The following is a 26,016-nucleotide window of genomic DNA, read 5'->3' as shown; positions in this document are numbered from 1 at the left end:
AATCAATGACAACGCTCTGAATCCTGCACCTTGAAGTCACTTGGGTATAATGTCATTCGTTTGCGCTTTGACTATCTCTATCATCAATTTTCTCTTCGATCTGTTTCATTAATTGCGCTAATTGCAGTTTATCGAAGTTGTTGGAATTTGGAACCTGATAGGAATCTGTGGCGGTGTAGAGCATCAAGCAGTTACTACTGAAAGGTTCTTTCTCAATTCGAACCTTGCTGATTTCATTCAATGGAATACGAAAGTACACTGTAGAATCTTGATGGTACTTCAAACTGTTAGAAGCGGGCTCAATGCTGATCGATTTTGGCGTAAACCACTTACGCTTAGATAGATGTAATACGTACAGCAATAGAATAAATACAGCCAATCCTGCCCCTATTAACCATAGGTAACCGCCTATATAAGCAAAGTAGGTGAGTGATAGAAACCAAATGCTGAATAAGAACGGATTGTTCTTTGGTAAGTTTTGTGAGGTCTCATGAATGATCACTTCGAATTTCCTCGCTGCTTATGTTTGACAGTTTACGCAGAGCTTGTGTAAGCGGCTGAGATTTCACTTCAATTAAAATCAGGTTTATTAGCCCACCAACTGAGATAGCCGCAAGGACCGCGCTGATACCACTTCCTTTGGTCACTAAGCCATACAGACCTGTACTCAACATAAGGATAAACGTCGCCATTTGGACGGTTAAATGGCGCTGAACCAAATAGTGACCAGTTTGGTAGTCCTTAATAACGTAAACGTATTGCCCAAAGCTACCGAGTTCTACTTTGACCTTTCGATCTAGCGCATGACAGCGGAACCCTTGTTGATTGAGAGATTTTGCGAGGCTTTCCATGCCAATGACTCCATGTTCTATCTAGTTATCTTTTGCACATCATAATGTCACGATGAGAGCCGCTTAGTTTCGCTGAACAACAAATCTAAGAGGCAAGTCCCACCGTATACTCAGTGCTTTCTTTAGTTTGCGGAACGCTTTCAGGTTTAGTTATTCGCATCAAATCCGCATTGAACTGCGCGATGGGTAGTGCGATTTTTTTTGTGCACAATTCACACTGTAAATTACACGAGTCGGAAGAGAGGTATCCGTTCTCTCTCTCCTGTCGGAATCAAGACGCTCTTTAATGCTGAATGTAAAAAATACACAGTGACAATTACTTATGCGTAGTATCTCGTAGTATTACATACATAGGCGTTATTGTTCATAATTTGATACAAAAGTTGAGGTCTGACCAAGGTCTCAGTTTTCAGGCACGTGTGCGGAATTTTTTGGATGTGGGGCACAAAAAACTAAAGGGGCTTTTTAATTGTGGAATTATTTTGAACAAAATATGTCAATTGTCAGTAGCACAGAAAATCAGGGAGAAGAGAAATGCCGGATATTTATTGCTCAGTTTGTAGAAGATCAACGCAGCATAAAGTGATCATGAAGCGTTGTGAACCAGAGCATATCGCCACGCTAACTGGCAAAGTCGTCAGTTTTACTCAGTTGATGGCAAAGTTTGTATCGGGTGAGCATTACTACGAGATGGAGCCGCAGTACTACTGCCGTTGTTGTAACCATCGCGCTATTGGTGAAGTGGTTCAGCATCCAGCGCGACAGACATCAGCAATTATGTAATTGATGCTTACGCAGCAAGATCTTTTTCTGTTGCGAATGGCAATCCGTCGATCATAACTGGCCAGCCGTAAGACGCATATTCAGACGCCAGAGACTTTGCGACTTCGTGTGAGACGGTCGTGTACGTCCATTCTCCAACGCCAAATGGTTTGTACGCGAGTTGTAGGGTTAACATTGCTTTCTCCTTAATATTTTTACCTATTATTGCCTTATCATTTGGCTCATTTCTTTTCTCTGCAGCTCATGTTTTTCTCTTCAAAGTTCATCATTCCATTATTTTGTTAACAAAATTATCTGATTAATAAAGTCGCCAATATTGGTGTGTTGATTTATAAATTATGCAGATGAATGTTTTTATTTTTTGACTATTTGATGAATTTTTGTGCTGGGCAAACGTTAAATGTATGCAGGTTTCACACGTTGTTGATATCACTATTTGCAAACTGAATAGTTACTATTACTCTGATGACTCCTGAGTTGTTACAAGGATGTGGTTAATGAGTTACCAATTAGACAGAATTGATTTGCAAATTTTGAGAGTGCTGCATTCTCGTGGGCGAATTCCGGTCGTAGAACTGGCAAAGCAGGTTAACTTAACCACATCACCATGCTCTGAGCGTGTCAAACGGTTAGAGAAAGAAGGCTACATAAATGGTTATCATGCCGAGCTCAATGCGGAGAAGCTTGGGTTGGATGTGCAGGTCTTCATCCATATTCGCTTAGATCAAACCAGCTTTTCGATTTTTGAGAAGTTTGCTAAAGCAGTAGAGTTAATGCCTGAAATAGAAGAGTGCTATTCGCTGTCAGGTGACTTCGATACCATGATCAAAGTGCGAGTGAAGAACATGAAGGCTTACCAAGAGTTTATGTCGAGTAAGCTTGGGACGTTGCCTGGTGTGATACAAACTCGTAGTGAAGTGGTCATTGAAGAACACAAGACGGGCTTTGGGGTGAATCCCGAGCTGCTTGGTTAAATTGCACAAAGTGTGCGAAACACAGGTACAAAAAAGGAGCCAATGGGGCTCCTTTTGAGTTCTTAATGCGAGTTAATCAGCATTAGTGATTAGATGGCTCTTAGGCACTGACGAAGGTTGTCAGTACGCCGATCAGACCACCAAATACCCCGCCCCAAACGACGAGCCAGCCAAGGTGTTCTTTAATCATCTTCTGTACGATCTCTTTTACCAGCGCTGGCGTCAATTCACTTAGGCGCTGATCGATGATGCTTTCAATATTCTGTTTGATTTCATCCATCATTGCTGGTGACTCTAACTGCTCTTTGAGTACTTCTTTGATGCTGTCGCTCTTGCTCAGTTCGATGATGGACTCTTGCATCTTCTCAACAAATGGCTGACGCATTGGTTGTAGCGCTTCTGCGCCACCAAACATTGCGAGCATGCCGCCAAATTGAGAACCTTCAATGACTTCCACTAGAGAATCAAAGGCAGGGTTTAAGTCGACTTTCTCGATCACTGGTTCTAGGTTGATGTTTACGCCGCCAGCCATTTCCTTGTTTAGGAAACGATCGATGTTCGCTTCGGTAAAAAATTGCTCCATCATCAAGTTTTTGATTGCCAATTTAAACTCTTCGAAACGAGCTGGAATGACACCTGAACCGTACAAGCCGGGTACTTTTTCAAACAGCATGTGAATCGCTAACCAGTTGGTGATCGCGCCAGAAAAAGCGAATAGACCCGCGTACCAAAGGTAATCATTTTGAATGTGGTATCCCGCGCCCATCATGGCGATCGCGAGGATATTAGTCAGCAAACTTTTGTTCATAGTGACCGATTATGTATGAATTGATGAAGTAATAAGTGGGCATGATTCTATACCTAACTGGTAGAGAGATGCTAGGTTGAGCTTGATTGGGTCTGCTTTTAGGGGGGATGAAATAGGTTAGCGCTAAAAAAACAAAACCCGACATTCACTGCCGGGTCACTGCTTTTTCTTAGAAATTCTAAGTGTACTTTTATTGTGTTTTTAGAAGCGGAAGACCTTACAACAAAGTTGGCATTTCCAGCGCTCTGAGTAGCCGAACAATTTGTCTGCCCAACTTGGTTTTACTTGTACGATCTGCATTGAACCACATTTACACATAAGCTAATTACCTTATTATTAGATTAATAACTAAGTCATCAATTGAGTATAGCTGTTTCTCAAAAAGTGAAATTACAAATGAATCCAGCTTGCTACTCTGCGTTGTGTCCACTACTAACGATTACGCAACGGGACGCCATACTACCAGAAAAAGTGTGACTTTCACCCACAAAATTGTTTTATATCTGAGAAAATAAGTGATCGCCATCACTATTTGTGTGGGGTGTCTTCTTGGGAAAGCGGCTCGACATAGCAAAATCGAATGAAAAAACGGCGCTTATTGCGCCGTTTTAGTTTGGTGATTTACTGCAATTTAAGAACGTTAACCCTCGAGCTCTTCCCCAAGGAAGCCACCTGTTTGGTGCGCCCAAAGCTGAGCGTAAATGCCGTTGTTGGCAATAAGCTCTTTGTGTGTGCCTTGTTCGACGATGTTGCCTTTATCAAGCACAATCAAGCGATCCATTTGCGCAATGGTCGATAAACGGTGCGCGATGGCGATAACGGTTTTGCCTTGCATCAGCTCGTTCAAGCTTTCTTGAATGGCGGCTTCAACTTCTGAATCCAGTGCTGAAGTCGCTTCATCCAGTACCAGCAAAGGTGCGTCTTTTAGCAGTACACGTGAAATCGCAATACGCTGGCGTTGACCACCAGACAGTTTCACACCGCGCTCACCCACTTGTGCGTCGTAACCCACGTTGCCGAACGGGTCGGTTAGGGTTTCGATAAACTCGTGTGCGTGCGCTTGCTTAGTCGCTTTAATCAGGTCTTCTTCAGTCGCATCTGGGTTGCCATACAAGATATTGTCGCGGATTGAGCGGTGTAGCAAAGACGTATCTTGCGTCACCATACCAATATTCGAGCGTAGCGAGTCTTGCGTGACGCTCGAGATTTCCTGCCCATCAATCTTGATGCAACCTTCCTCTACATCGTGGAAGCGCAATAGCAAGTTCACTAAGGTGGATTTACCCGCGCCAGATCGTCCAACTAAGCCCACTTTCTCACCCGGTTTGATATTAAGGTCGAGGTTGTTTATCACGCCCTTTTTCTCACCATAATGGAAGCTCACGTTATCGAAGTGGATGCCGCCTTGAGAAACTTGCAGATCTTTCGCATCGGCTTTGTCTTTGATGTCGATAGGTTTAGATAGCGTTTTCATGCCATCTACGACGGTACCCAAGTTTTCAAATAGGGCACCGACTTCCCACATGATCCACATCGACATACCATTGATACGCAAAGCTAAGCTGACAGCAATCGCAATGGCACCAACGCTTATCGCGCTATCCAACCACAAATAAATCGATAGCGCAGCCACCGAGAACACCAATAGATAGTTGGAGATCTCTACCGCTACGTCGAAGCCGGTCACCAAGCGCATTTGGCGATACACAGTATTCAAGAAGCCTTTCATGCCTTCTTCGGCGTACTCGGTCTCTCGTTTACTGTGCGAGAACAGCTTCACGGTTTGAATGTTGGTGTAGCTGTCGACAATGCGCCCTGTCATGGTGGAGCGTGCATCGGCTTGCTCAGTCGCCACGGCCTTTAGTTTCGGAACAAAGTGGACCTGAATCGCGATGTACGCCATTAGCCAAACCAACATTGGGATCATCAAACGCCAATCAGCGGCGGCTAACATCACGATGATGCTGGTGAAGTAAACTAAGACGTAGACGAACACATCCATCGTCTTCATGACGGTTTCTCGCACCGCCAGAGAGGTTTGCATCACCTTGGTGGCGACACGTCCTGCAAAATCATCCTGATAGAAGTTCAGGCTTTGATTTAGCAAGTAACGGTGCGCAAGCCAACGTACCGACATTGGGTAGTTACCCAGCAGGGTTTGGTGAATCAGCAGTGAGTAAACCACGACCAAAATCGGCATGACAATCAGCAATAAAGAGCCGTAGAAAATAAGGTCTGCTTTGTTGTCTTGCAAAAAGGTTTCTGGATTGCTGGTGGATAGCCAATCAACCAACTGACCCATAGCACCAAACAGAGATACTTCTACGATCGCCACAATCGTCGACATGATCGACATGATGATCAGCGGTTTCTCAAAGCCGCGCGTGTAATGGCGCAAGAAGGCGTAAATCCCAGTTGGGGGTTGGTCAGGCTGTGATTTGGGGAACGGCTCGGTAAAGCCTTCAAATCGTTTAAACATAACTCATCCTAAAGTTAAAGCATTGCCACGTCAGAGGGTGAATCCGTCAATTCTTCTTGCCTTGGACGAGGCAGAAATCCTGAACGTGGAGATAAGACATATTGTGGTCTGCTAGCCAGAAAAGCAGACGTATTTGCGTATGTGTGAGAGGCGAAAAAATAGTCTAACCGATTGCCTTTTAAATGTAACTAGTTGGTTATAAAGAATTCGCTAGTGCATTATTCTTGAGATGACCATTCACGCGTCACAAAACAGTAAATCGACAAAGTGACAATAAAAAGTCGGGTTAATCCGGTCTTATACCAAAATATTTACTTTTGGTTGATGGATTTATTATTAAAAACAGCAAAACTGCGGTTAACAATAAATTTACAATCTCATCATTCTAGTGAAAAGGAATGTATTGGATGCTATTACACGAATCAGTGCCTCAGAATGCACATGGAAAAGAAGAAAGCACGCAAAGTGCTCTGCGTCATACCGCAAATTGCGTTGTGATGGTGCCACCTAAAGAGTTTCGTTTTAACGAAGAAACTGCGCAAGACAACGAGTTTCAACACCAAGTTTCTCTGACTCAAGAAGAGGTCTCACGTAACACCATGGCTGAATTTTCCGCGATGGTTGAAACCTTGCGTAAAGAAGGCGTGCAAGTGGTTGAGTTTGACTACCCTCAATCTGACACAGCCACGCCAGATGCGGTTTTCCCTAATAACTGGTTTAGCACCACTCCAGAGGGCACTTTGTATACCTTCCCGATGGCATGTGAAAACCGTCAGCATGAAGTTCGCCCAGATGCGCTGGTCGCTGCATTAGCGCAAGCGGGTCGTGAAGTGCATCAACAAGACTCACTGATTGAATATCTGGATGAAGAAGCCTACCTAGAAAGCACGGGCGTGATGGTGCTCGATCACTTCAACAAAACCGTTTATGCCGCGCTCTCACAACGTTGCGATCGTCTGGTTTTAGAAGATTACGCCAAGCGCATTGGTTATGATCGCGTGATTTCTTTTCAAACCCGTTTGCCTTCTGGTGCTCCGATTTACCACACTAACGTGATGATGGCTGTGGGTGAGCAGTTTTGCGTGATTTGTGATGAAGTGATCCCTGAGTTTGAACGCCGCTTTGTGCTTAAATCGTTGGCGAAAGACAAGCAGGTTATCTCGATTTCACTTGAGCAGATGAACCAGTTCTGCGGCAACATCCTTCAACTGGAAACGGTACGCGGCGATAAGGTCATTGCTATGTCTCAATCGGCTTACGATGCGTTCTCACCAGCACAAAGAAATCAATTAGCGACACACGGTAAGTTGCTGCCATTCGACGTTTCTACCATCGAATCGATTGGCGGTGGCTCTGTACGCTGTATGTTAGGCGAAGTGTTCCTACCAAGCCGCAAAGCCGTGCTATAGACCGCCCCTGAATTTCCCCCAAAAAGCACCATGTTGAAAGATGTGGTGCTTTTTTATTGATGGGCTCCAGCGGATTTACGACATTACCTTGTGTAGAGCGGCATTGGCGAGTGAAGTCGTTTTATGCACTCTGGCAATAAAAAGCTCGGCACATGCTAACGCATCACTTGCTGCGCTGTGGTTGTAGTAAGCAGGGAATCCAAGGTTCTCCCTGAGGTCATCAAGCTGAAAGCTGGCAGGGCTATGGGCAAGGTTTGATGATAAGAATCGTCGTTCGAGCTCCATTGTATCGATAAAGTAAAAGGGAAGTTTAACGATGCCAAACTTTTTGCTGAGGTAGCGTGACAGGAAGCCTTTCTCAATGAATGCTCCATGAGCTAATACCACTTTTCCTGCCAAGGTTTCAAAGAGTTTATTCATCGCTGCATCGATAGTAAGCCCTTGGCTGAGGTGCTTGGGGGTTAATTGGTTCACGCTGGCACTTTTAGCGGTGATGTATTGCCCGTGTGAAATAAAAAGCTCGTCAACGGTCGACAGTTCGATCTGTTGAAAACTGAATGGCACTAAACCAATAGACAAAATCTGGTCGTGTTTAAAATCGAGTCCACTTGTCTCGAAGTCAATAGCGACATATTTAAGCTGTTGAAGTGGTGACGTGACAGAGGGTAATGGAGTGCTGAGATAGGTTCCCCAACCGCCAATCCATTCACCTTGCTCTTCGATATGTTGTCGAAGTGTCTCGATGTTCTCCAAGTGGAACTTGTGTTTTAGACTCGTCAACATGGCTTATTGGTTTCCCTTTACAAACCTGAGCTTTGCGACGTCTTGCAAATTACCGATGATTTTAAACGCTTCTTTGAGGTGCTTTCTTTCAAAACTGCTGAATTGATCGGGTGCGATGTGGTTATCGGGTATATGCCCGTTTTGTATAGCATGCAATTGATGGCGGAAGCGAACTTGGCTGATGAATCGCAGCGCTTCAATAATGCTCTCGCAGGCATCTTCAGAAATGGCTTTATGAGTCATAGCATAACGAAATCGCTCCTCTGTGCCAGCAAGCTTGCATCCTACCGAGAGGCTGAAAATTCGCGCTAAATCTACGATGAGATTCAAGGCGTACTTTTTGATGTTTAAGGTATTGCTGTGCTCCCCACCTTTCTCTACCACCAAGTTATTAAAGATGCTCAGTGGTGGTGAAATGTTAATGGCATCTCGCGTCAAGCATGGCAAGAAGCTCGAATTGTGTTGAATACAATCGTTGAGGTGATCTTGTAACTCCTCGACTAACTCATAAGAGCCATAGATGGCGCGGGTCTCTAGGAACACACTGATGTTCAATAATTGATTGTACTCCGGGCTAGAAACCCATTTATTGTAATAGTGCTTCCAACGTTGCAGAGGCTGACACCACCGAGGAGATGCCGCCATATATTTACCATCGCAAAGTGGGTAGCCACAAGCCGCTAGGGCGTTGCAAACTCGCATCGCAAGGTGGGCAAAGTACAGTTGGTGCTCTTGGAATTTGTCATCTTCAACGACGATGGCATTGTCTTGGTCAGATAAGAGATGCACTTCATTACGCGCATGAGAACCAGCCACCATCCAAGCATACTTACAGGGCGCAGGACCAAGTACCTTTTCCGTTAGTTCAATGATTCTGCGAGTAAACGCATCCATGATCATCGACATGATTTTGCCTTGTAAGTTTGAGGAGGTGCCGTTTTCAACCAGCGCCTGAAAAATCGAATCTTTCTCGTCGCGCAGCTTGGCAAGAGCTTCGATAGAATCAGCGTAGCGAATCTTCTCAATCAAAAACAACGATTGGGTACGGTGGTTGTGTACTAAGTGGGTGGTCGTAAGCAGTCCGCAGACTTGCCCTTTTGATATAACAGGCAGGCTCCGGATATTGTGCTCTAGCATGAGTGAAATGGCTTCAATGATCCGCTCGTCTTCATCGATCACGGTTACAGGAGAGGTCATGATTTGGTGAACTGGCGTCGTGAGTGGGAGCCCTTTCGCCACCACTTTCATAGTCATGTCTCGATCGGTAATGACTCCCACCAATTCACCGTTTTTTTCTATGACGGCACAAGAGCTTTTAGGACGAGAACACATTCGTTCTGCTACGCCTTGGATCGGAGTGAGATAGTCCACAGATGTAATGTTTTCACTCGCGATGTCTTTTACAGTTCTGAAGAATAAACTTTTGTTTTCCTTGTGTTGCGAGTGATTGACGGCACTGTTTAGACGTTTTGGTGCTTGTGGATCAAAGCAATCTGTCGTTGCGCTTGCGCTGCTCATCACCTTACGCACAGCTTCGTAGGGGATGGAGTAAAGCAAGGTGCTGTCTAGTGCGTAGACCTGATAACGTTGTGATTGAAGGGAAGAATCTTGAAAGAAGGTAAACCCAAACTGGTCATTTTCTCCCAATCGAGCCAACAAACCTCCTGTCGAGTCTTTTTGCTCAATTGCACCTGAGCGAATGAAGTACAAGTGCGCCGACTGACTTAGAGTTTCTTCGTCTATAGTTTCTCCCTTCGCAAGGTAACGCACCACTACGAGTTCGGCGAGCTGCTCAACGATCTCTGTGGGGAGCTTATCAAAAGGGTCGAGCTTCTCTAAGAAGTGCAGGATATTGAGTGTTGCGGAGGTTTTCATAAGGACAGCTTCTGGTTGTTATAGGAGGCTCGACTTGAGCCTCCTGTCGATATTGTTAAGTGACATCGCCTTTCGGCTTTACCTCGAATTCATCGGTTACTTAGCATGGCGTAAATTCAACTGTGCATCGAACAGTGATGCTGGTTCAACCGCCGTACCGATAGACTCCAAATGTGCTTGCTTAAGGCTTTCATCGGGTACTTCGGAGTAGTTCGCAGTGCCGTTTTCGATCATGGTATTGATGTACTTGGCTTGTGGTGCGACAGAGAATTCTGAGCCCGTCATCCCGATGATGTAAGGCATAATCACACGACCGTAAATGCCATCATCCTTCATAAACATAAATTCATTTGCGCTTACGCCAGTGTTGACAGGATTCCAGAAAGTGAGCCCTTTTAGATGGTTTGGTTGGTTGCCAGAACTCGCGCCCCAGCGACCATAAATCCATCCGCCCTTCATGTTATCGAATAGGTTGTGCATGGACTGCTCACCGTGCAAATCAATAGAGGAGTCAGCGGCGTATTGGCTGTTTTTGTACACATTGGCAATCGAGTATTTCGATACGCCAGGCGCATGCCAAGCGTGAGAGTTGTCGGTAATGTTTTCAATTAAGTTGTAGTTGCCGTACATGATAGTGAAAGCAAGGTGTCCCGGCGTTCCGGACAGCGTGACATCATCAACCGTCACATTGTAGGTATTCCATAGCACGCCTCCTTGGTTGAAATCGCGTAGTTCAATGTTTCTTACCCAACTGTCATGAACTCGATTAAGTGCTAACAAGCTATAACCACTGTCGTGCAAGGCACTTTCATGATGGACAAATTCTTCGTGCCAGTTGCCTGAAATCGTCATGTTCTCAATCCCGACGTTTTCATAAGAGGTGACTTTTTTCACTTGCCAGGTGTCGGCTTGCTCGAGCGTATGTGCAACTGGGGTAGAGAATGTCAGAACATTGCCATCAATAGCTGCAATGGTATGTTTCTCGCGTTTATCGAGCCCTTTAACCAGATTTGCCCAAACTGGCGTGTCTGGTGCAGAGGCTTTGTACTCGATGAGGTACGGTGAGATTGCATCGTTGATCGCTGGCTCGCGTTGAATCAAAGCAGAAATTTGAATACTGTCGCCGACAGAAAAACCTGCACTACTGTCTACCTGAACAGAAAAGCTTGAGCCGCCTTCAAGCGTTTGTGAAAGCTCAATAGTTGCGGCTGTGGTTTCGGTGTCGCTTCTTGCTCCGAGTTGAAACATGTGTGGCGTCGTCCATTTTTTGGATGGATTTTCTGGCTGCAAATAGGTGTCCATTTTGAGCACGGTTTTACCAACGCCATCGCCTTTCACCACAACATTATTCAGATCGACGAAAATCGGCTGCTTGTTCTTAATATCATCCACGTTATCTGGATCGATGAGGGCATCATCTGCGGCATTATTGATGATGTAAGTGCCTTCAGGAAAATAAAGCACAGCGATTTTTGACTCAGCGGGATTCGTCGTACGACTTTGTTTCATCGCTTCAATAGTGGCTTTTATCGCAGCTTTATCGCTGATTGAATCATTCGGTATTGCCCCAAAATCTTGGACATTAAACACATGGTATAGAGCATCCGTTTCTGTTGGGGCGGGTGCCGGTAATGGCGTATCGCTGAATTTATAACCAGCAAAGGAGTAGTCTTGAAGAATGCGCTCTTCAGGTAGTGTTGTTGAGGTATCCAACAGACCTGATGCTGAATCTCGGCTGGCAACAAAATCCGTCCAGTATTGGCTGGTGTTTTCGACACTCGACTCGCTATTACAAGCGACAAGCAGCAAAGCGACAGAGAGAGTTCCTATTTTGTATCTCATGGAATCATTTCCTTGTTATTGGGGGTACACGTTTTTTATGCGTTGTTTTAATGCTGGAATGGCGTGCTGGTAGAAAGCGCGCAATCCTGAGCAGAGGTAATTTTGCGGAGAAGATTCTTTGTTTGAACGCACCCTGTCTTTAGGGCAACCGCCAAAACAGAACTTAAGGTATGGGCATTGCTGGCATTGTTGAGAAAGTGAGTGGGTCTTATCGAGACCAAAAGATTGTTGTTTTGGGTCGCATGCCATTTGCGCCAAGTGTGTATTTTTGACATTACCTAAGCGGTGGCTATCTTCGATGTAGTGATCGCAACTGTAGACGGAGCCTTCCTGCATTATCGCAAGAGCACGACCACAATATTGGCTTGTCACACAGGATGAAGAGGGATGATTCAGTAGAACGGCGAGGCAGTCCTCAATGGTTGGAATGTAAACCTGACCAATATCGTTTTTCAGCCATTCATCAAAGACGGTTGTCATGAATTCCCCCCAACCTTGTGGGGAAACAGAATAAGGTTCTTGAGTGGTGACAAGGCATGAAGAGCGCATTTCTAGCTCGGCTTTATCCACGATCGGGATAAATTGCATTTGTTTGGTTTTCACTTCATCACGCAGGAAGCGATAAATCTCTAGTGCAGAGTGTGTGCTTTGTTGAGTCACACAAGTGAGGGTCGCAAAAGGGATGTGGTATTTATGAAGCAAAGCCGCCGCATTGAGCACCTTTTTATGTGTGCCTCTACCTGAGCGTGTGTGGCGATAATGATCATGAACCTCTTGGGTTCCGTCGATGCTTAACCCGACGAAGAAACGATGAGTTTTAAGAAACTTACACCACGGCTTGTTGAGCAACATTCCATTGGTTTGCAAATCGTTATGAATGGTTTTACCAAGTGGGTTGTGTTTTTTTTGCAGCTTGATGATGGTTTCAAAGTAGTCGAGACCGAGCAGTGTTGGTTCACCACCTTGCCAACTGAAAACCACTTGTTCGGTGGGTTGAGCTTCAATGTATTGCTTAATGTAGAGTTCTAATGTTTCGAGCGGCATTGAGTTCGCAGTCACTTCTTTCAGCGTTTCTTCACGACCGAGAAAATAGCAATAGTCACACTGAATATTGCAGGTAGATCCTGTCGGCTTTGCCATGATGTGAAAAGGGTAAGATGACTGCATTCCGCGTTTCCTTTATTTCTAGACTTATTGTTGTTTCACAGAAAAGACCTGCTCCCGAAGGAGCAGGCTTTGTCTTATTTGAACCAGCCTTCAACTTGAATACCGACTTGGAATTCGGTGTCGTTGTTATCACCGAATGCATGATCGTCTTCATAGTCTTGGAAGTAAGTCGCGAATACGCGCAGTTCAGGGCGAGCCCAGAAGCTCTTAGATGGCGACCAAGTTTGAGCAAGTGTTACCTTGCTAGCTGATTGAGGGGTGTCATCGGCAGTCGTCGCATCGAAGTAGCCTAGCTCGAGTACGGTTTTATTGTTGTCGTCCCAGCTGTATTCAGGGCGAATAACCGCTGAAAAAGTCGTTTGTGTTGTGGTCTGGTTGATCTCGATATCGTCAATTGAAGAGGTCCAGAACAGAGAGTGAGCAAGTACAACGTCGTTGGTCAGTTTCAACAAGCCATAGTTCATTACTCGGTAAGCGGACGCATCTTTTTGCACTTCTGCGAAGTAGTTTTTGCCTGCATGGTCGTTAAACAGCGCTTTGGAGAAGCCGTTGGTACCGTATTGGAAAACCGTATTGTTCTTACCCCATTTACCGCCGTAGGTAACCAAGCCAGTAGCCATCACACCATCTTCGGTTTGCAACGTAAATTCATCCGACTCATTTGGCATACCGTAGTCAAGACCGACTTCCAGCTCAGCGTTTTCCCATAGTTTGATGCCTTTATAGCGAATGTCGAAAATGTTGACGTTGAGCTTGTTGTTCTTCGTGCCTGGATCATCAAAGTTTTGGCTTTTACGATCTGAGCGGATGGCAGAGACAGACAACAGACCGTCACCAACAGGAATGTAATCAATACCGCCACCAGTACCAGACACATTCCAGTAGTAGGTATCAATGATGTGGTTATCGTGACGTTGGTTGTAGCGCTTACCTGCCCATACAGTAGATTCTGGTAGAGAAGGTATCAGTCCTTTCACCGCTACGTTTACTTCTTTGAACATGAAGTCAGTATCGCTGTCATCCATGGCTTCCCAATCGTTTGAACCATCTGACTGGTAAACAAAACGAGATTGGAAATAGACATCGTATTGATCGGTTTTCGCAAGCTGGGTCCCCAAGCCTAAGCCCAGATAAATGTCATCTTCGTTGCCGAGGCGACCAAGTTTCTGTTTGTTGTAAGACACCATCGCACCATTGCTTGAGCTAGAACCTGCACCTGCACGAAAATATCCAGAAAAATCGATATCTTGCGCAGCAACACCTTGGCTGCATAAGGCAATTGATGTCATGAGAAGAGAGGTTTTGATCGTAGAGTGGTTCACATTAATTTCCTTGTTCTATTTATTTTTCAAAGACGAAAGTCACAACAGAAATTAAGTGATTATTTTTTTTATTTGAATGAAGAAAATTGCTGAGGGATGCAAAAAATGAAACTCTATTGATTCATATATTATAAGCGTGATCGCCCTCAATTATTGGCTCTGTGACATTATTCACAAATTGTTACCTAAATAAGGAAAATTACCGAAGTAGTTTCTTTTTTTTCATTTTTGCATGTTTTTACACATTGAATGAAGCTCTCATATCTTCATAAACTGGCTCCAGATAAAAAATACGTGAAATAAAATAATCAACCTGGAACGAGTCGCAATGATAGAACATGCATATCCCTCAAAAAGGTATAAAAGCACTAATTTTGAAGAGCAATTAACAAAGGCTGTTGCTTCAATTAAAAATAATATCCCTCGTATTGGCATTAATAACCCTAAGATCGGCAATGAAGATGGTACATGGCGATACTGTGGTCCTTCAGATTGGGTTTCTTCATTTTGGACGGGTCAGTTGTGGCTTTGCTACCAGCTGACAGGTGATGAGACGTTCAAAAATAGCGCAAATATGCGTAAACCTTATTTTAAAGAATTACTTATCAACCCAAATTGGCATGATCATGATTTAGGTTTTCAATATTCATTAAGTTGCGTTGCTGGTTATATGTTAACCGAAGATGAAGAATATAAATCAATGGGTATAGAAGCTGCTCATAGTTTATATCAACGCTACCGTCGACTTGGTCAATATATTGTTGCATGGAATGAAACTCACATTCTTGGTCCTGAAAAAACTCAGGGAAAAACAATTATCGACTCGCTACAAAATACGGCGCTGCTTTTTTGGGCTGCAAATCAAACCAATAGTGATGTATTAAAAGATGCAGCAATTAATCACTCAAAAACAATGGCTAAGCATATTGTTCGTGATGATTTCTCTACTTTTCATACCTTTAACTTTGATCCGCTGACTCAAACGCCAATCAAAGGTGAAACCTTTCAAGGATATGCAGATGACTCTTGCTGGGCTCGAGGTCAGTCGTGGGCTATTCATGGTTTTGCTCAAACCTACCTTTATACCAAGAATCCTGAGTTTTTGGCGCTTGCGAAAAAGCTAGCGCTGTTTGTCACGCCTTACCTGCAAGATGATGCGGTTCCTGTATGGGATTACCGTTTACCAGAGTCTGAGCACCCATACAAAGACAGTTCGGCGGGGGCTATTACAGCAGCAGGCTTCTTGTTGATTGCGAGCCTTTGTGAGGACGAGCAAGAGCGTGATTTCTTCGAGCAATGGGGCATGCATTTAGTTCAAGGATTGATCGAACAATGCGATCTAACGGCAGACCCTTCTGCTCATGGCTTACTTTCTCAAGGCGCATCGTTTGTCGCAAAAGACATGGCAAACAACATGCTGCCGTACGGTGATTACTACTATCTCGAAGCATTGATGCGTATCTGCGGTCATCAACGCTACTTCTGGTAAGGAAACTGATAATGATTTCTGGATACGATATTAGCGCGATTGTTTTTTATTTTATTTTCATGGTCTTGCTTGGGTTTATTTTCCGTAAGCAAGTTGCCAATACCAGCGATTATTTCCGTGGAGGCGGCAAGATGGTCTGGTGGATGGCGGGCTCTAGTGCCTTTATGACTACGTTCAGTGCTTGGACCTTCACTGGCGCGGCAGGTAAAGCTTACATTGATGGTTTTGCGGTCGTTTGGATTTTTGTTTTTAACATTATCGGCTATCTGATCTGTGCGCGTATTTTCGCCCCTCGTTTTCGACAGCTTAATGTAATTACACCGATGGAAGCGATTCGTCAGCGTTACGGTGCGAAGACAGAGCGTTTCTACACGTTTATCTACATGATCACTGGTCTGATGGGTGGTGCAATTACGCTGTATGCAGTTTCAATTTTCATCTCTGCGGTGATTGGTATCAACATTCAATTGGCTATTGTGATCACAGGTGCAGCCGTTGTTTTCATGACCATTACAGGTGGGGCTTGGGCTGTTGTTTCAAGTGACTTCTTACAGGCACTATTGATTGTTGCCATCAGTGTTGTGACCTTTATTGCGGTGATGAACAACGTAGACAGCGTTACCGATATTACTGATCACTGGCAGGGGGCTGCGCTTTGGACGGGTAATGGCATCCACTACCAAGAAATCTTCCTACTGTGGATTGGCGCTATCTTTATTCAACGTGTCATCGACATGAACAACATTGGTCAGTCAGTTCGCTTCTTGTGCGTGAAGGACTCGGCTCAAGCTCGAAAAGCGGCTTACCTTACCGCACTGTTGTTCGCATTTGGTAGCGTGATGTGGTTTATCCCTCCAATGTGGTCTGCAAGTGCAGGTCTTGACCTTGCGGGGATGTACCCACAACTAGGTGCAAAAGCGAATCAAGCGGCTTATCTATCAGCAGTTCAGGTTCTTCTTCCTGCGGGTATGGTGGGGTTAGTGGTTTCGGCAATGTTCGCCGCAACAATGTCGACACTGGATTCACGCATTAACTTTGTTGCTGCATCGTTTGTGAAATCTATCTACAAGCCAATGTTGAACAAAGATGCGACGGAAGAGCAAGAGTTGCGCGCAAGTAAGATTTCGACTGGTGTGATGGGGTTGATTGTCATTGGCTTCGCGCTGTTCCTTAACGAATTACGTGGCATCAGTTTGTTCTCCATGATGATCATCTTTGCGGGTCTTGTGAATATTCCGATGATGATCCCTCAAACTCTTGGCATGTTCATCAAACGTGTTCCTGATTGGGCAGGTTGGGCGACCGTTTGTTTCGGTTTCGTGGTTAGCTTAATCAGTAACAATGTCTTTAACGCTCAATGGGTATCAGAAACGATTGGCGTAGCGCTAACAGGACGTGAGCTTGGGGACTTGGGTGTGGTTATTACCCAGTTTATGCACGCCATTATCACGGTTGGCTTCTTCCTTTGCACAGGCTTGTTCTACAAAGCGCCTGAAGGGGAAAGAAAGAGTGCGATCGAACAGTTCTTTACGAATCAAAAGACACCAATTGTCTCGCCAGCAGACATGGAAGAGTCTGATGTGATGCAGTGTCGAATTTTGGGTCGCTTAACGCTGATCTTTGGTGGCGTCATCACTGCATTCTTCTTAGTTCCGAACGAGCATGCTTATTACTTCTTAATCTGTGGTCTGTTCATCATGACCGTCGGAGGCTTGATTTACTCTCAAAGCCTTGGAAATAAACAAAAAATCGCAAGTGTTACACAATGATAGGTGAAAGAAATATGAACACACGTCAAGGCATTCATAAAGCACACGCAAAAACGCTAGACACTCAACAGTTACGAGAGGAGTTCCTTGTTGAGAGCATCTTCGAGGCTGACAGCTACACCATGACGTACAGTCATATCGACCGCATTCTGTTTGGTGGTGTGATGCCGCAGCAAGAGAAAGTTTCTTTCGATGGCATTGGTAAAGATTTCGGTGTGGATTACTTACTAGAGCGCCGTGAGATGGGCATCATCAACATCGGTGGCTTGGGCTACGTTGACGTTGATGGTGAGGTTTACGAGCTAGAAAACCAACAAGCGTTATACATTGGTAAAGGTGCAAAATCGGTGTCATTTGGCAGTGAAAGCGAAAGTCAGCCTGCGAAATTTTACTACAACAGTGCACCTGCTCATGTTGCGTACCCTACACGTAAAATCACTCAGGCAGATGCGATGCCAGTAACGCTAGGAGATAGTGAAAGCTGTAACGAACGAACCATTTATAAATACATTGTGCCAGATGTGGTTGAGACCTGTCAGCTAGTGATGGGGCTAACCAAACTGGAAGCTGGCAGCCTATGGAACACCATGCCTTGTCACACACATGAACGCCGTATGGAAGTGTACTTGTATTGTGATATCCAACCGGAGCAAGCTGTGTTCCATATGATGGGTGAACCAACAGAGACTCGCCATATTTTGGTTCACAACGAGCAAGCGATTATCTCACCGAGTTGGTCTATCCACTCTGGCGTGGGGACCAAAAACTACAGCTTTATTTGGGGAATGGTTGGTGAGAACCAAACGTTCGACGACATGGACCACATTAAAACCACGGATCTTCGCTAGGAGCAATACATGGAATTTAAACTGACAGATAAAGTCGCGATTGTGACAGGTTGCGATACAGGCTTAGGGCAAGGCATGGCTTTAGGGCTAGCCCAAGCGGGGTGTGACATTGTTGGTGTGAATATTGTTGAGCCGACAGAAACCATCGAAAAAATCCAAACAACAGGTCGCCGATTCATCGATATCCGAGCGAACTTGATGAAAACGGATGACATTAGCTCGATTGTGGATCGTGCTGTGACAGAGTTTGGTCGTGTCGATATCTTGGTTAACAATGCAGGCATTATTCGTCGCAATGACGCGTTGGAATTCTCTGAGCAAGATTGGGACGACGTAATGGACATTAACGTTAAGTCGGTGTTCTTCTTGTCTCAAGCGGTTGCGAAACAATTTATCGCACAAGGCACCGGCGGGAAGATCATCAACGTGGCGTCTATGCTCTCTTTCCAAGGCGGTATTCGAGTGCCTTCTTATACAGCATCGAAAAGTGGCGTTATGGGGATTACCCGCTTAATGGCGAACGAGTGGGCAGCACACAACATTAATGTGAATGCGATTGCCCCAGGCTACATGGCGACCAATAACACCGCTGCATTGCGCGCCGATGCAGATCGAAACCAAGCGATCTTAGAGCGTATCCCTGCACAACGTTGGGGTTTGCCTGAAGACTTGGCGGGTCCTGTGATTTTCCTTGCGTCACCAGCGTCTGATTACGTGAACGGTTATACGTTAGCTGTCGATGGTGGCTGGCTCGCTCGCTAATACCGATACTCCCAAAATGCCTGCATTCGCAGGCATTTTCTTTCTGATTTTATTCCCGAGCTTCTTTCGGAATTGTTACGTTACTTTCGGTGTTTTCGATGAAAAAAATAGCCTTGATCGGCGAATGTATGATCGAGCTCAGTGGGCAGCCTTTTGGGCAAATGACTCAGAGCTATGGTGGTGACACATTAAATACTGCGGTTTATCTCAGTCGCCTAAATCCTGATTTAAAGCCAGCCTATATCACGGCGCTAGGTGAAGATTCGATTTCTCAACACATGGCAGAAAAATGGCAAGTAGAAGGGATTGATACTCAATATGTATTGATTGACCCAGCACATCCAACCGGGCTTTACATGATCCAATTAGATGATGCTGGAGAGCGCAGTTTCGCTTATTGGCGACATCAATCGGCGGCGTCTCAATTACTCAAGCATGAGCAATTTTCAAAGATTGAACAAGCGCTTATGTCCTTTGATTTTCTTTATCTATCGGGCATTTCTCTTGCCATTTTAGATGACGAGGACCGCGCCAAACTTATCTCGATTTTGACAGATGCTCGCCACCGTGGGGCTCGAGTTATTTTCGATAGCAATTATCGTCCGAGTTTATGGAGCAGTAGGCTCGATGCTCAACATTGGTATCAAGCCATCGTCAACATCAGCGATTACTTATTGCTAACCAGCGATGATGAACAGGCACTGTGGGGCGATAAAAGCCTCGAGAGCACCATTCAACGACTCAATCAGCAAAGCAAAGCGGTCGTCGTTATCAAGCAAGGAGCGGACGGTTGCAGTGTCGGATCTTTAGCAAACTGGAACAATTCTGTGATCCATCATCCTGCTAGCTCGGTGGAAAAAGTGATTGATACCACCTCAGCTGGTGACTCGTTCAATGCAGGCTTTATTTGGGGAATAAGCGAAGGTTTAGAGCTCGGCACGTCATGTCAAATTGGCAACTTATTGGCTAGCAAAGTCATTCAATATAAAGGTGCCATTGTACCGTCACCAATAACTGATCTATTAAGAGACAAATTGTATGAATAATTTAGGTGCAAAACTTGCGTCTTATAAAGTAATTCCTGTAGTCGCGATTGAGCGCGCTGAAGATGTACTCTCGTTAGGCAAAGCCTTATCTGACAATGGCTTGAACGTCATTGAAATCACGTTTAGAACCCCAGCTGCGGCGGAGGCTATTGCACTACTGAGCGTTGCTCAGCCTGATATGTATATTGGTGCTGGTACAGTTTTGGATGCAGAGCAAGTCGAGCAAGCGACTCTAGCTGGGGCGTCATTTATTGTAGCGCCGGGCTTTAACCCAGATACTTTGCAAGCGTGTGCTGCTAAAGGCATTCCATTTATTCCAGGCGTTTGTACTCCGAGCGAGTTGGAGCAAGCACGACAGCAAGGCGTTCGTTTAATGAAGTTTTTCCCTGCAGAGGCTGCAGGTGGTGTTGCCATGCTCAAAGCCCTTTCTGGTCCTTATAAAGATGTGCAGTTCATGCCAACTGGCGGGGTGAACGAAGGCAATATCAATCAGTACTTAACGTTACCGAATACGGTGGCATGTGGTGGTACATGGATGGTGCCCCAATCATTAATTGAAAACCAAGACTGGGAAGAAATAGGGCGCTTAACGAGAGAAGCCGTGAAGGTGGTTAATCAACAGGAGAAGCAGTAATGGCGGAGACTAAACGTGTTGCCGTTTTATTAGCGGATGGTTTTGAAGAGGCAGAAGCGGTGGTCTTTATTGATATTATGCGCCGACTCAAAATTGAAGTGGACGTATTATCAATCCACGATCGCAAACCATTGAGCTCCTATTTCAAAACGTTGATTTCTGCAGACTACTTGCTGTCAGAAAAAAGTGCAGAGCTGTACGATGCGGTGATGATGCCGGGCGGTCCAATGGGCACGGACAATTTGACGTGCAGCAGCAAAGTGATTGAGTTTCTAAAAATACATATCGCAGAAGATAAGTGGATCTGTGCACTGTGTTCATCCGGTGCCAAAGTACTGGCAGCAAACAAGCTTCTAGGGCAGCACCATTACACAACGGGTGGTGGTCTAGAGAAGAACTTTTCTGATGGCGTATATGTTGATCAGCCTGTGGTTGTCGACGCTCCTTTCATCAGTGCGAAAGGGTTAGGGGTGAGCTTTGAGTTTGCTTTTACGGTTGCTGCGAAGCTGTTCCAAGACAACAAAGACGTTGATTGGCAAGCGGATCATATTTATTTCTCAAACTGGCCACTAAACCATTAGTGTCTGTTGACCTTTCGAATAGCCCCTAGTCATCCACGGTTAAGAGCTTAATACTCCACAAAACCTTTGCCCATCAGACTTCGTTTGCTTTTGATGGGCAAACACCAAACTGTTTTTTAAACGCGCGACTGAAATGGAAACTGTCGTTGAAGCCGAGTTCGAAAGCGACGCGTTTTACATTGGTTCCGGAGCGTTTGAGCATCATCATGCTCGCGTCGAGTTTCAGCTTCAGGTAGTACTGCTTTGGGGTCACGTTGAGGTATTTTAGGAAGAGTTTTCTTAAGTACTGTTCTGTATAGCCTGCTTCCTGCGCAAACTGCTTTATCGCAATATTCTCACCGATATTTTCACTCATTTTTGCCACGATTTCATGGACCGTTTTTTCTTGACTGGTCATAGATTTCGATTGGTCAATTAAGGTGAGCCATTTATAGAAAACAAACCCAAAGCCTGCGACTGCGGCATTGAGTTTTATCGGTGACTTAGAGGCAATAAGCGCTTTCACTTCCGAAAGAATGCTTGGGTAATCGTCGTTCTTTAATGCGATAGGCTCTTCAAAAGGAATCGGGGTTACGCCCTGCATCAAAAACTCGAACCAGTTTAGATTCCAAACGATTCCATTTGTCCAGTAACTATCGATGTTTCTACTGTCGATGAAGGTCACACTTGGTGCAGAAACCGTGAGAATTTTTCCGCTCTTCATCTTGATGCATCCACTGCCTTGGATGGTGTATACCGCCACAATAGCATTCGGAAGCATAGGCAACATACGGTCTCTTGGCCATTTGATGTGGTAGTTCATGTCGGCATGTACATCCCACATTGAGCGCAGCGTAATGCCACATGAATCTGCAGATTGTTCGATAAGGAGCGGCTGATTTTTCATTGTTTCGCTTTTTACATTCAACAGGGATTTTTACTATGGTTTATAGTACCAATCACGACTAACTTTAGGAATCAGTAGTCCGTGATAAGGCTTGAATAATAGAGCTCTATCACCTTTGCATATTTTTGAGGCCTAGATGATTTCTGATTTCTTAAACCCAAAAGAAAGAAAGGGCGCTTTCTATAGAAACGACCAACAACAGCCCAATATCGTGTTCATTACTGTCGATATGATTTCTGCGGATTGTTATCACCCCCAACGTCCGCTTTCTGGCGTGATCAATACGCCAAACATCGAGTCCATTGCCACGGAAGGTACTTCATTTAGTTCGGCATTTACTCCCAGCCCTTTATGCGGCCCGGCAAGGGCCGCTATTTTTACTGGCATGCACCCTCCCTATCTTTCAAACGGTGAACGTACCCCGGTAGGAATGAAGGTGGATCTCGAACTCGATGACATCATTTTCCAAGATTACCTAAAACGTGTCGGTTACTCCCTCAAACACTCAGGTAAATGTCACGTAGGTGTAGAGAAATTCGTTCGCACCTTTGGTGAAAACGTGCATGCTTGGGATCGCTGGGGACCACCAGTAGAAGACGATGATCGCTACCTAGCATACCTCGCGAATATGGGCGTACAGTTACCAAGATACCGCAAAGAGCTCCGTGGTTTACAGATTGATAAGTTGTCTCCTGCAAATTCATTTGGCGGTTGGATTGAACAGCAAGATGGCAGCGATTTCCCGTTAGATGCGCATTACTCAGTGTTCTTGGCGAAGTTGGCTGTGGAGCAAATAAAAGCATCGAAAATCCAAGCGCCAGCTAAGCCAATTTTCACTCAATTAGAATTCTTCGACCCTCATCAGCCTTATTCTGTGCCAAGTGGTTTAGAGGCGCGTTACGAGCAAATCAAAGCCGCCATTACCTTGCCTGACAGCTTTACCATGCAAGAAGAGGGCAACCCAATTTATGCACTCTACCAGCAATATTGGGGCATGTATGATGCTGAAGTGGCGAAGGACTATATTGCTTGTCATTTATTGCAAGTTGAGGTGGTGGATCACGCTATCGGTCACTTAACACGCTTCCTCAAAGAAGAAGGGCTATGGGATGAAACTGCAATTGTGTTCTCTGCTGATCATGGTGATATGAATGGTCGTATGGCGATGGCGGATAAAGGCTCGTATTTTCAGCCAGATATCTTCCGTATTCCATTGATGATTAAGCCACCTAAATCTCAGCAAACCATGTTGAAGCAATCCGATGAGACTGTTTCTGCGATTGATGTTGCGCCAACTATCCTCGGATTTGCAGGTATTGAAATTCCATCACAAATGGAAGGAGATAACTTGCTGAACGTGATGCAAGGTAAGGCTCGCCGTCCATTAACGCAGGTTTACCAAACGGGTGTACATGTCGGGTGTAATTACGGCTTCGGTTTTCAGGTAATGCTAGAAGGTAAACCTTATTTCTACGGTTATAACGCAACCACGGGTTTTGAAGAATTGCATCATTTGGATAAAGATGATCAGTCCAACTTGTTCGATTTGGATGAGTATCAAATCCATAAAGAAGCGATTGTGTTGCAAGCGGCTCAGTTGTTGCAATCTGACCCTCGTTGGTCTGGCTACTGGTCGTCATATCGTCTGCATAACGCCCGTTACCTGCCATCAGCTGGTGGCGATATGCAAATGCTGAAACCACAATAAATAACTAAATGAGTGAGAGAGTGAGGAGGTACTCACTCTCTCTGATGCTTTGAGTATGTCTTGGAAAAAACAGGGGGAAGACCCCGACTATCGTTTTACACTTGCCAATGAGCGAACGTTTTTGGCTTGGGTACGCACCGCACTTGGCTTTTTTACCGCAGCTATTGCCGTAGACCAACTAGCCACAAGCCTTAACGATACCCTGTATAAGCCACTAATTTGCTTATCTTTATTGACGATTTCTATTCTTTGCTCAATTTTCGCTTACGCAAATTGGCGAGGGAATGAAATCGCCATGCGGCTAAATAATAACCTGTCTTATTCTCATGCCATTAAAGTAATACCGATCTTAATGGTGGTGGTGATTACCTTCTTGCTGAGCAGTATCTATCACGATGTCTTTGTTGGATGAGACCCAATTAAAAAGCGATGCCGGCCTGCAAGTTGAAAGAACGGTTTTATCTTGGCTGCGCACTTTGTTTGTGTCGGCTTTGATCGTGTTGTCGATCGCTAAGATATTGCATGGCTCAATTTCTTGGTTATTGGCAGTTTCTTTGGTTTGTGCCTGTTTAGCTTGCCGTTATGTCTATGCATCTGGTCTTTGCGTCGCGACTAGAGGAACTATTTGGAAAGCGGGAAAGCATAAAGTGATTGCCACTTCTTTAGTTTTATCGGCGTTTTTCTATGGGCTCCATTTGCTTGAATTGATCTAACCTTTGCTGTCCTTTCAATGTTGAAAACAATCAAAAATGCCACTCGATGTTGAGTGGCACTCTTTAACGGGTATTCTTGAGGTACTTATTCCAGTGTGACTGCCTCGGCATCATGTGCACTATTTCGTTGAGCATGACAGCAATGGGCGTGGTGTTCCTCATAACCATCATAAGCGCATTCACCGATACTGTTTCTCGGACACACAGAATATTGGCTTCGACCAATGAGCTCTGTTTGACATATTGGACAGTACTTTTCCATAGCAACCTCCCACAACTAACGATTGAAAATTTCGTTCGTAGACACGAGTACAAGAGTAATTTTAGACCCTAGATTATGACCGTGATGTGAAGGTTTTGTGTGCGGATGAGAGAGTATTCGCTGTCCTGACAGCACTCTGACAGAGTGCTGCGTAAGGTAAATTTTCATTTTTTGCCCAGGATTCTGATTTCAAAAGAGAAAAGGCAATTTGAACTATGCTTATATACTTGATGCTTGGCTGTATGCCGCTCTATTTTTGCAGTGACTTTTAGAAGCCATATCACAAACATAATTATCCTCGTTCTGAACCAACCAGTTGGGTTATTTTCGCTGCTTATACTTAAGCTTCAATCCGTTGGTTGAACTAGTGAATATGGAGATAATAATATGCCAATGAAGGTACCTAAAAACGCGACATTTAAGAAACACGGTATTGGTAATCACCTTTACTTATGGTCAAAAGAGAAGGGAAAGCCAACCTCGGAACATTTGATCATTAGTGCCCATGGACGCACCTTTAGTAAGAGCCCAATCAAATTAGCCGCCAATGAGAATCTCCAGTTCTACTGTGAACATGGATACACGCAAGGCGGCAGCATGGATATTCGCAGGCTCGCTTCGGGTTATGTGAAGCCAAGGCAAATTATTACCAGCACTGATCTGGATAAAGATTATGACCTGACCAAGTATCAAAGTGCGGACGAGGCGGAAACTTACGCTTACATTGCGCAAGGCATGCATGACCTTGAATCGTATTATCGTGACGTGTTAAAGCTGAACGATGAGGTCGTTGAGCAATTTCTGATGCAGCACAAAGGCACCGTTCAAATGGATGTATTGACCATTCGTAACCGTAGCTGCGGCACTCCACCAACCTTATTTGAAGCTCTCAAATTGCTCCAAGATAATGACATCAAATACAGCACCATCCATTGCTCGTTTTGTCGTGGATTACAAAACGGAACCAATTTTGGGCAGCAAAACCCTGTTCCTTTGGGTAAGTCGATCTTTGATTAGAGCCAAAC

The 26,016-nt window shown here is 44.8% G+C and carries 25 protein-coding genes; 14 read left to right on the top strand and 11 right to left on the bottom strand.

Annotated features, from left to right (window positions below):
* Positions 1-52 precede the first annotated feature (52 nt).
* Together VHA02S_RS15755 and VHA02S_RS15750 are read right to left on the bottom strand one after the other, a co-directional pair.
* Complete coding sequence (locus tag VHA02S_RS15755; RefSeq protein ID WP_005449893.1) at positions 53-502, bottom strand: hypothetical protein; 450 nt, start codon at positions 500-502, stop codon at positions 53-55.
* On the bottom strand, positions 489-851 hold the full coding sequence (locus VHA02S_RS15750) for a hypothetical protein (protein WP_009696502.1): 363 nt from the start codon (positions 849-851) through the stop codon (positions 489-491). The genes VHA02S_RS15755 and VHA02S_RS15750 overlap by 14 nt, the downstream gene beginning before the upstream one ends.
* A 534-nt stretch (positions 852-1,385) precedes the next feature.
* On the opposite strand from VHA02S_RS15750, the gene VHA02S_RS15745 reads away from it, so the two are divergent.
* Entirely contained in the window at positions 1,386-1,634 is a 249-nt protein-coding gene (locus VHA02S_RS15745) for a hypothetical protein (protein WP_005449896.1), read from the top strand.
* A 7-nt stretch (positions 1,635-1,641) separates the two neighbouring features.
* Here the strand turns inward: VHA02S_RS15745 and VHA02S_RS26190 are convergent, their stop codons facing one another.
* Complete coding sequence (locus VHA02S_RS26190) at positions 1,642-1,809, bottom strand: hypothetical protein (protein WP_005449897.1); 168 nt, start codon at positions 1,807-1,809, stop codon at positions 1,642-1,644.
* A gap of 322 nt (positions 1,810-2,131) precedes the next feature.
* On the opposite strand from VHA02S_RS26190, the gene VHA02S_RS15740 reads away from it, so the two are divergent.
* Positions 2,132-2,608, top strand: a complete 477-nt coding sequence (locus VHA02S_RS15740; protein WP_005449899.1) for an Lrp/AsnC family transcriptional regulator — start codon at positions 2,132-2,134, stop codon at positions 2,606-2,608.
* 100 nt (positions 2,609-2,708) lie between these two features.
* Here the strand turns inward: VHA02S_RS15740 and VHA02S_RS15735 are convergent, their stop codons facing one another.
* Together VHA02S_RS15735 and VHA02S_RS15730 are read right to left on the bottom strand one after the other, a co-directional pair.
* Positions 2,709-3,416 carry a DUF445 domain-containing protein gene (locus tag VHA02S_RS15735; protein ID WP_038897634.1) on the bottom strand — a complete coding sequence of 236 codons (708 nt, stop codon included), beginning with the start codon at positions 3,414-3,416 and terminating at the stop codon, positions 2,709-2,711.
* Between the two features lie 640 nt (positions 3,417-4,056).
* A complete protein-coding gene (locus tag VHA02S_RS15730; protein WP_038897635.1) occupies positions 4,057-5,895 on the bottom strand; it encodes an ABC transporter ATP-binding protein in 1,839 nt (612 codons plus the stop codon).
* Positions 5,896-6,302: 407 nt separating this feature from the next.
* On the opposite strand from VHA02S_RS15730, the gene VHA02S_RS15725 reads away from it, so the two are divergent.
* The gene (locus tag VHA02S_RS15725; protein ID WP_038897636.1) at positions 6,303-7,304 is read left to right on the top strand and encodes an arginine deiminase-related protein; all 1,002 of its coding nucleotides are present in this window, start codon (positions 6,303-6,305) and stop codon (positions 7,302-7,304) included.
* Between the two features lie 75 nt (positions 7,305-7,379).
* Here the strand turns inward: VHA02S_RS15725 and VHA02S_RS15720 are convergent, their stop codons facing one another.
* The 5 genes from VHA02S_RS15720 to VHA02S_RS15700 form a co-directional block, all read right to left on the bottom strand.
* Positions 7,380-8,087 (bottom strand): 3'-5' exonuclease, encoded by a 708-nt coding sequence (locus tag VHA02S_RS15720; protein WP_038897637.1) that lies wholly within the window; start codon positions 8,085-8,087, stop codon positions 7,380-7,382.
* 3 nt (positions 8,088-8,090) lie between these two features.
* Positions 8,091-9,962, bottom strand: a complete 1,872-nt coding sequence (locus VHA02S_RS15715; protein ID WP_038897638.1) for a DUF294 nucleotidyltransferase-like domain-containing protein — start codon at positions 9,960-9,962, stop codon at positions 8,091-8,093.
* Between the two features lie 96 nt (positions 9,963-10,058).
* Positions 10,059-11,804 (bottom strand): DUF4955 domain-containing protein, encoded by a 1,746-nt coding sequence (locus VHA02S_RS15710; protein WP_038897639.1) that lies wholly within the window; start codon positions 11,802-11,804, stop codon positions 10,059-10,061.
* Between the two features lie 15 nt (positions 11,805-11,819).
* Positions 11,820-12,971: an anaerobic sulfatase maturase gene (locus VHA02S_RS15705; protein ID WP_038897640.1), complete on the bottom strand. Its 1,152-nt coding sequence runs from the start codon at positions 12,969-12,971 to the stop codon at positions 11,820-11,822.
* A gap of 74 nt (positions 12,972-13,045) precedes the next feature.
* A complete protein-coding gene (locus VHA02S_RS15700) occupies positions 13,046-14,293 on the bottom strand; it encodes a carbohydrate porin (RefSeq protein WP_038897641.1) in 1,248 nt (415 codons plus the stop codon).
* Between the two features lie 328 nt (positions 14,294-14,621).
* Here VHA02S_RS15700 and VHA02S_RS15695 point away from each other — a divergent pair, with 328 nt between their 5' ends.
* From VHA02S_RS15695 to VHA02S_RS15665, 7 genes are all read left to right on the top strand, one after another.
* On the top strand, positions 14,622-15,782 hold the full coding sequence (locus VHA02S_RS15695; protein WP_038897642.1) for a glycoside hydrolase family 88 protein: 1,161 nt from the start codon (positions 14,622-14,624) through the stop codon (positions 15,780-15,782).
* A gap of 11 nt (positions 15,783-15,793) precedes the next feature.
* Complete coding sequence (locus VHA02S_RS15690) at positions 15,794-17,551, top strand: sodium:solute symporter family transporter (protein WP_038897643.1); 1,758 nt, start codon at positions 15,794-15,796, stop codon at positions 17,549-17,551.
* A 14-nt stretch (positions 17,552-17,565) separates the two neighbouring features.
* A complete protein-coding gene (kduI, locus tag VHA02S_RS15685) occupies positions 17,566-18,399 on the top strand; it encodes a 5-dehydro-4-deoxy-D-glucuronate isomerase (protein ID WP_005449922.1) in 834 nt (277 codons plus the stop codon).
* Between the two features lie 9 nt (positions 18,400-18,408).
* Positions 18,409-19,161, top strand: a complete 753-nt coding sequence (gene kduD / locus VHA02S_RS15680) for a 2-dehydro-3-deoxy-D-gluconate 5-dehydrogenase KduD (protein ID WP_017448220.1) — start codon at positions 18,409-18,411, stop codon at positions 19,159-19,161.
* A 98-nt stretch (positions 19,162-19,259) separates the two neighbouring features.
* The gene (locus VHA02S_RS15675; RefSeq protein WP_038897644.1) at positions 19,260-20,207 is read left to right on the top strand and encodes a sugar kinase; all 948 of its coding nucleotides are present in this window, start codon (positions 19,260-19,262) and stop codon (positions 20,205-20,207) included.
* Positions 20,200-20,841, top strand: coding sequence for a bifunctional 4-hydroxy-2-oxoglutarate aldolase/2-dehydro-3-deoxy-phosphogluconate aldolase (locus tag VHA02S_RS15670; RefSeq protein WP_038897645.1), 642 nt, complete (start codon positions 20,200-20,202; stop codon positions 20,839-20,841). The genes VHA02S_RS15675 and VHA02S_RS15670 overlap by 8 nt, the downstream gene beginning before the upstream one ends.
* Positions 20,841-21,422, top strand: a complete 582-nt coding sequence (locus tag VHA02S_RS15665) for a DJ-1/PfpI family protein (RefSeq protein ID WP_005449929.1) — start codon at positions 20,841-20,843, stop codon at positions 21,420-21,422. The genes VHA02S_RS15670 and VHA02S_RS15665 overlap by 1 nt, the downstream gene beginning before the upstream one ends.
* 73 nt (positions 21,423-21,495) lie before the next feature.
* Here VHA02S_RS15665 and VHA02S_RS15660 read toward each other — a convergent pair whose 3' ends face one another.
* Positions 21,496-22,308: an AraC family transcriptional regulator gene (locus VHA02S_RS15660; protein ID WP_005449931.1), complete on the bottom strand. Its 813-nt coding sequence runs from the start codon at positions 22,306-22,308 to the stop codon at positions 21,496-21,498.
* Between the two features lie 136 nt (positions 22,309-22,444).
* On the opposite strand from VHA02S_RS15660, the gene VHA02S_RS15655 reads away from it, so the two are divergent.
* From VHA02S_RS15655 to VHA02S_RS15640, 4 genes are all read left to right on the top strand, one after another.
* Positions 22,445-24,016, top strand: a complete 1,572-nt coding sequence (locus VHA02S_RS15655) for a sulfatase-like hydrolase/transferase (protein WP_227740410.1) — start codon at positions 22,445-22,447, stop codon at positions 24,014-24,016.
* A 55-nt stretch (positions 24,017-24,071) separates the two neighbouring features.
* Positions 24,072-24,428 carry a YidH family protein gene (locus VHA02S_RS15650; RefSeq protein WP_005449936.1) on the top strand — a complete coding sequence of 119 codons (357 nt, stop codon included), beginning with the start codon at positions 24,072-24,074 and terminating at the stop codon, positions 24,426-24,428.
* A complete protein-coding gene (locus VHA02S_RS15645; RefSeq protein WP_005449939.1) occupies positions 24,412-24,729 on the top strand; it encodes a DUF202 domain-containing protein in 318 nt (105 codons plus the stop codon). The genes VHA02S_RS15650 and VHA02S_RS15645 overlap by 17 nt, the downstream gene beginning before the upstream one ends.
* Before the next feature lie 649 nt (positions 24,730-25,378).
* Complete coding sequence (locus tag VHA02S_RS15640; RefSeq protein ID WP_038897646.1) at positions 25,379-26,008, top strand: putative adhesin; 630 nt, start codon at positions 25,379-25,381, stop codon at positions 26,006-26,008.
* Positions 26,009-26,016 lie beyond the last annotated feature (8 nt).

The organism is Vibrio harveyi NBRC 15634 = ATCC 14126 = KCTC 12724 (genome assembly GCF_001591145.1).
GTDB classification, from domain to species: domain Bacteria; phylum Pseudomonadota; class Gammaproteobacteria; order Enterobacterales; family Vibrionaceae; genus Vibrio; species Vibrio harveyi.
Note: the sequence above shows the minus strand (reverse complement) of the source record. Positions and strands in the feature narration are given on the sequence as shown.

Bases quoted from the DNA above. Each gene is read 5' to 3' on its own strand.
- VHA02S_RS15750 (WP_009696502.1), bottom strand. From the start codon at position 851: ATGGAAAGCCTCGCAAAATCTCTCAATCAACAAGGGTTCCGCTGTCAT.
- VHA02S_RS15745 (WP_005449896.1), top strand. From the start codon at position 1,386: ATGCCGGATATTTATTGCTCAGTTTGTAGAAGATCAACGCAGCATAAA.
- VHA02S_RS26190 (WP_005449897.1), bottom strand. From the start codon at position 1,809: ATGTTAACCCTACAACTCGCGTACAAACCATTTGGCGTTGGAGAATGG.
- VHA02S_RS15740 (WP_005449899.1), top strand. From the start codon at position 2,132: ATGAGTTACCAATTAGACAGAATTGATTTGCAAATTTTGAGAGTGCTG.
- VHA02S_RS15735 (WP_038897634.1), bottom strand. From the start codon at position 3,416: ATGAACAAAAGTTTGCTGACTAATATCCTCGCGATCGCCATGATGGGC.
- VHA02S_RS15730 (WP_038897635.1), bottom strand. From the start codon at position 5,895: ATGTTTAAACGATTTGAAGGCTTTACCGAGCCGTTCCCCAAATCACAG.
- VHA02S_RS15725 (WP_038897636.1), top strand. From the start codon at position 6,303: ATGCTATTACACGAATCAGTGCCTCAGAATGCACATGGAAAAGAAGAA.
- VHA02S_RS15720 (WP_038897637.1), bottom strand. From the start codon at position 8,087: ATGTTGACGAGTCTAAAACACAAGTTCCACTTGGAGAACATCGAGACA.
- VHA02S_RS15715 (WP_038897638.1), bottom strand. From the start codon at position 9,962: ATGAAAACCTCCGCAACACTCAATATCCTGCACTTCTTAGAGAAGCTC.
- VHA02S_RS15710 (WP_038897639.1), bottom strand. From the start codon at position 11,804: ATGAGATACAAAATAGGAACTCTCTCTGTCGCTTTGCTGCTTGTCGCT.
- VHA02S_RS15705 (WP_038897640.1), bottom strand. From the start codon at position 12,971: ATGCAGTCATCTTACCCTTTTCACATCATGGCAAAGCCGACAGGATCT.
- VHA02S_RS15695 (WP_038897642.1), top strand. From the start codon at position 14,622: ATGATAGAACATGCATATCCCTCAAAAAGGTATAAAAGCACTAATTTT.
- VHA02S_RS15690 (WP_038897643.1), top strand. From the start codon at position 15,794: ATGATTTCTGGATACGATATTAGCGCGATTGTTTTTTATTTTATTTTC.
- kduI (WP_005449922.1), top strand. From the start codon at position 17,566: ATGAACACACGTCAAGGCATTCATAAAGCACACGCAAAAACGCTAGAC.
- kduD (WP_017448220.1), top strand. From the start codon at position 18,409: ATGGAATTTAAACTGACAGATAAAGTCGCGATTGTGACAGGTTGCGAT.
- VHA02S_RS15675 (WP_038897644.1), top strand. From the start codon at position 19,260: ATGAAAAAAATAGCCTTGATCGGCGAATGTATGATCGAGCTCAGTGGG.
- VHA02S_RS15670 (WP_038897645.1), top strand. From the start codon at position 20,200: ATGAATAATTTAGGTGCAAAACTTGCGTCTTATAAAGTAATTCCTGTA.
- VHA02S_RS15665 (WP_005449929.1), top strand. From the start codon at position 20,841: ATGGCGGAGACTAAACGTGTTGCCGTTTTATTAGCGGATGGTTTTGAA.
- VHA02S_RS15660 (WP_005449931.1), bottom strand. From the start codon at position 22,308: ATGAAAAATCAGCCGCTCCTTATCGAACAATCTGCAGATTCATGTGGC.
- VHA02S_RS15655 (WP_227740410.1), top strand. From the start codon at position 22,445: ATGATTTCTGATTTCTTAAACCCAAAAGAAAGAAAGGGCGCTTTCTAT.
- VHA02S_RS15650 (WP_005449936.1), top strand. From the start codon at position 24,072: ATGTCTTGGAAAAAACAGGGGGAAGACCCCGACTATCGTTTTACACTT.
- VHA02S_RS15645 (WP_005449939.1), top strand. From the start codon at position 24,412: ATGTCTTTGTTGGATGAGACCCAATTAAAAAGCGATGCCGGCCTGCAA.
- VHA02S_RS15640 (WP_038897646.1), top strand. From the start codon at position 25,379: ATGCCAATGAAGGTACCTAAAAACGCGACATTTAAGAAACACGGTATT.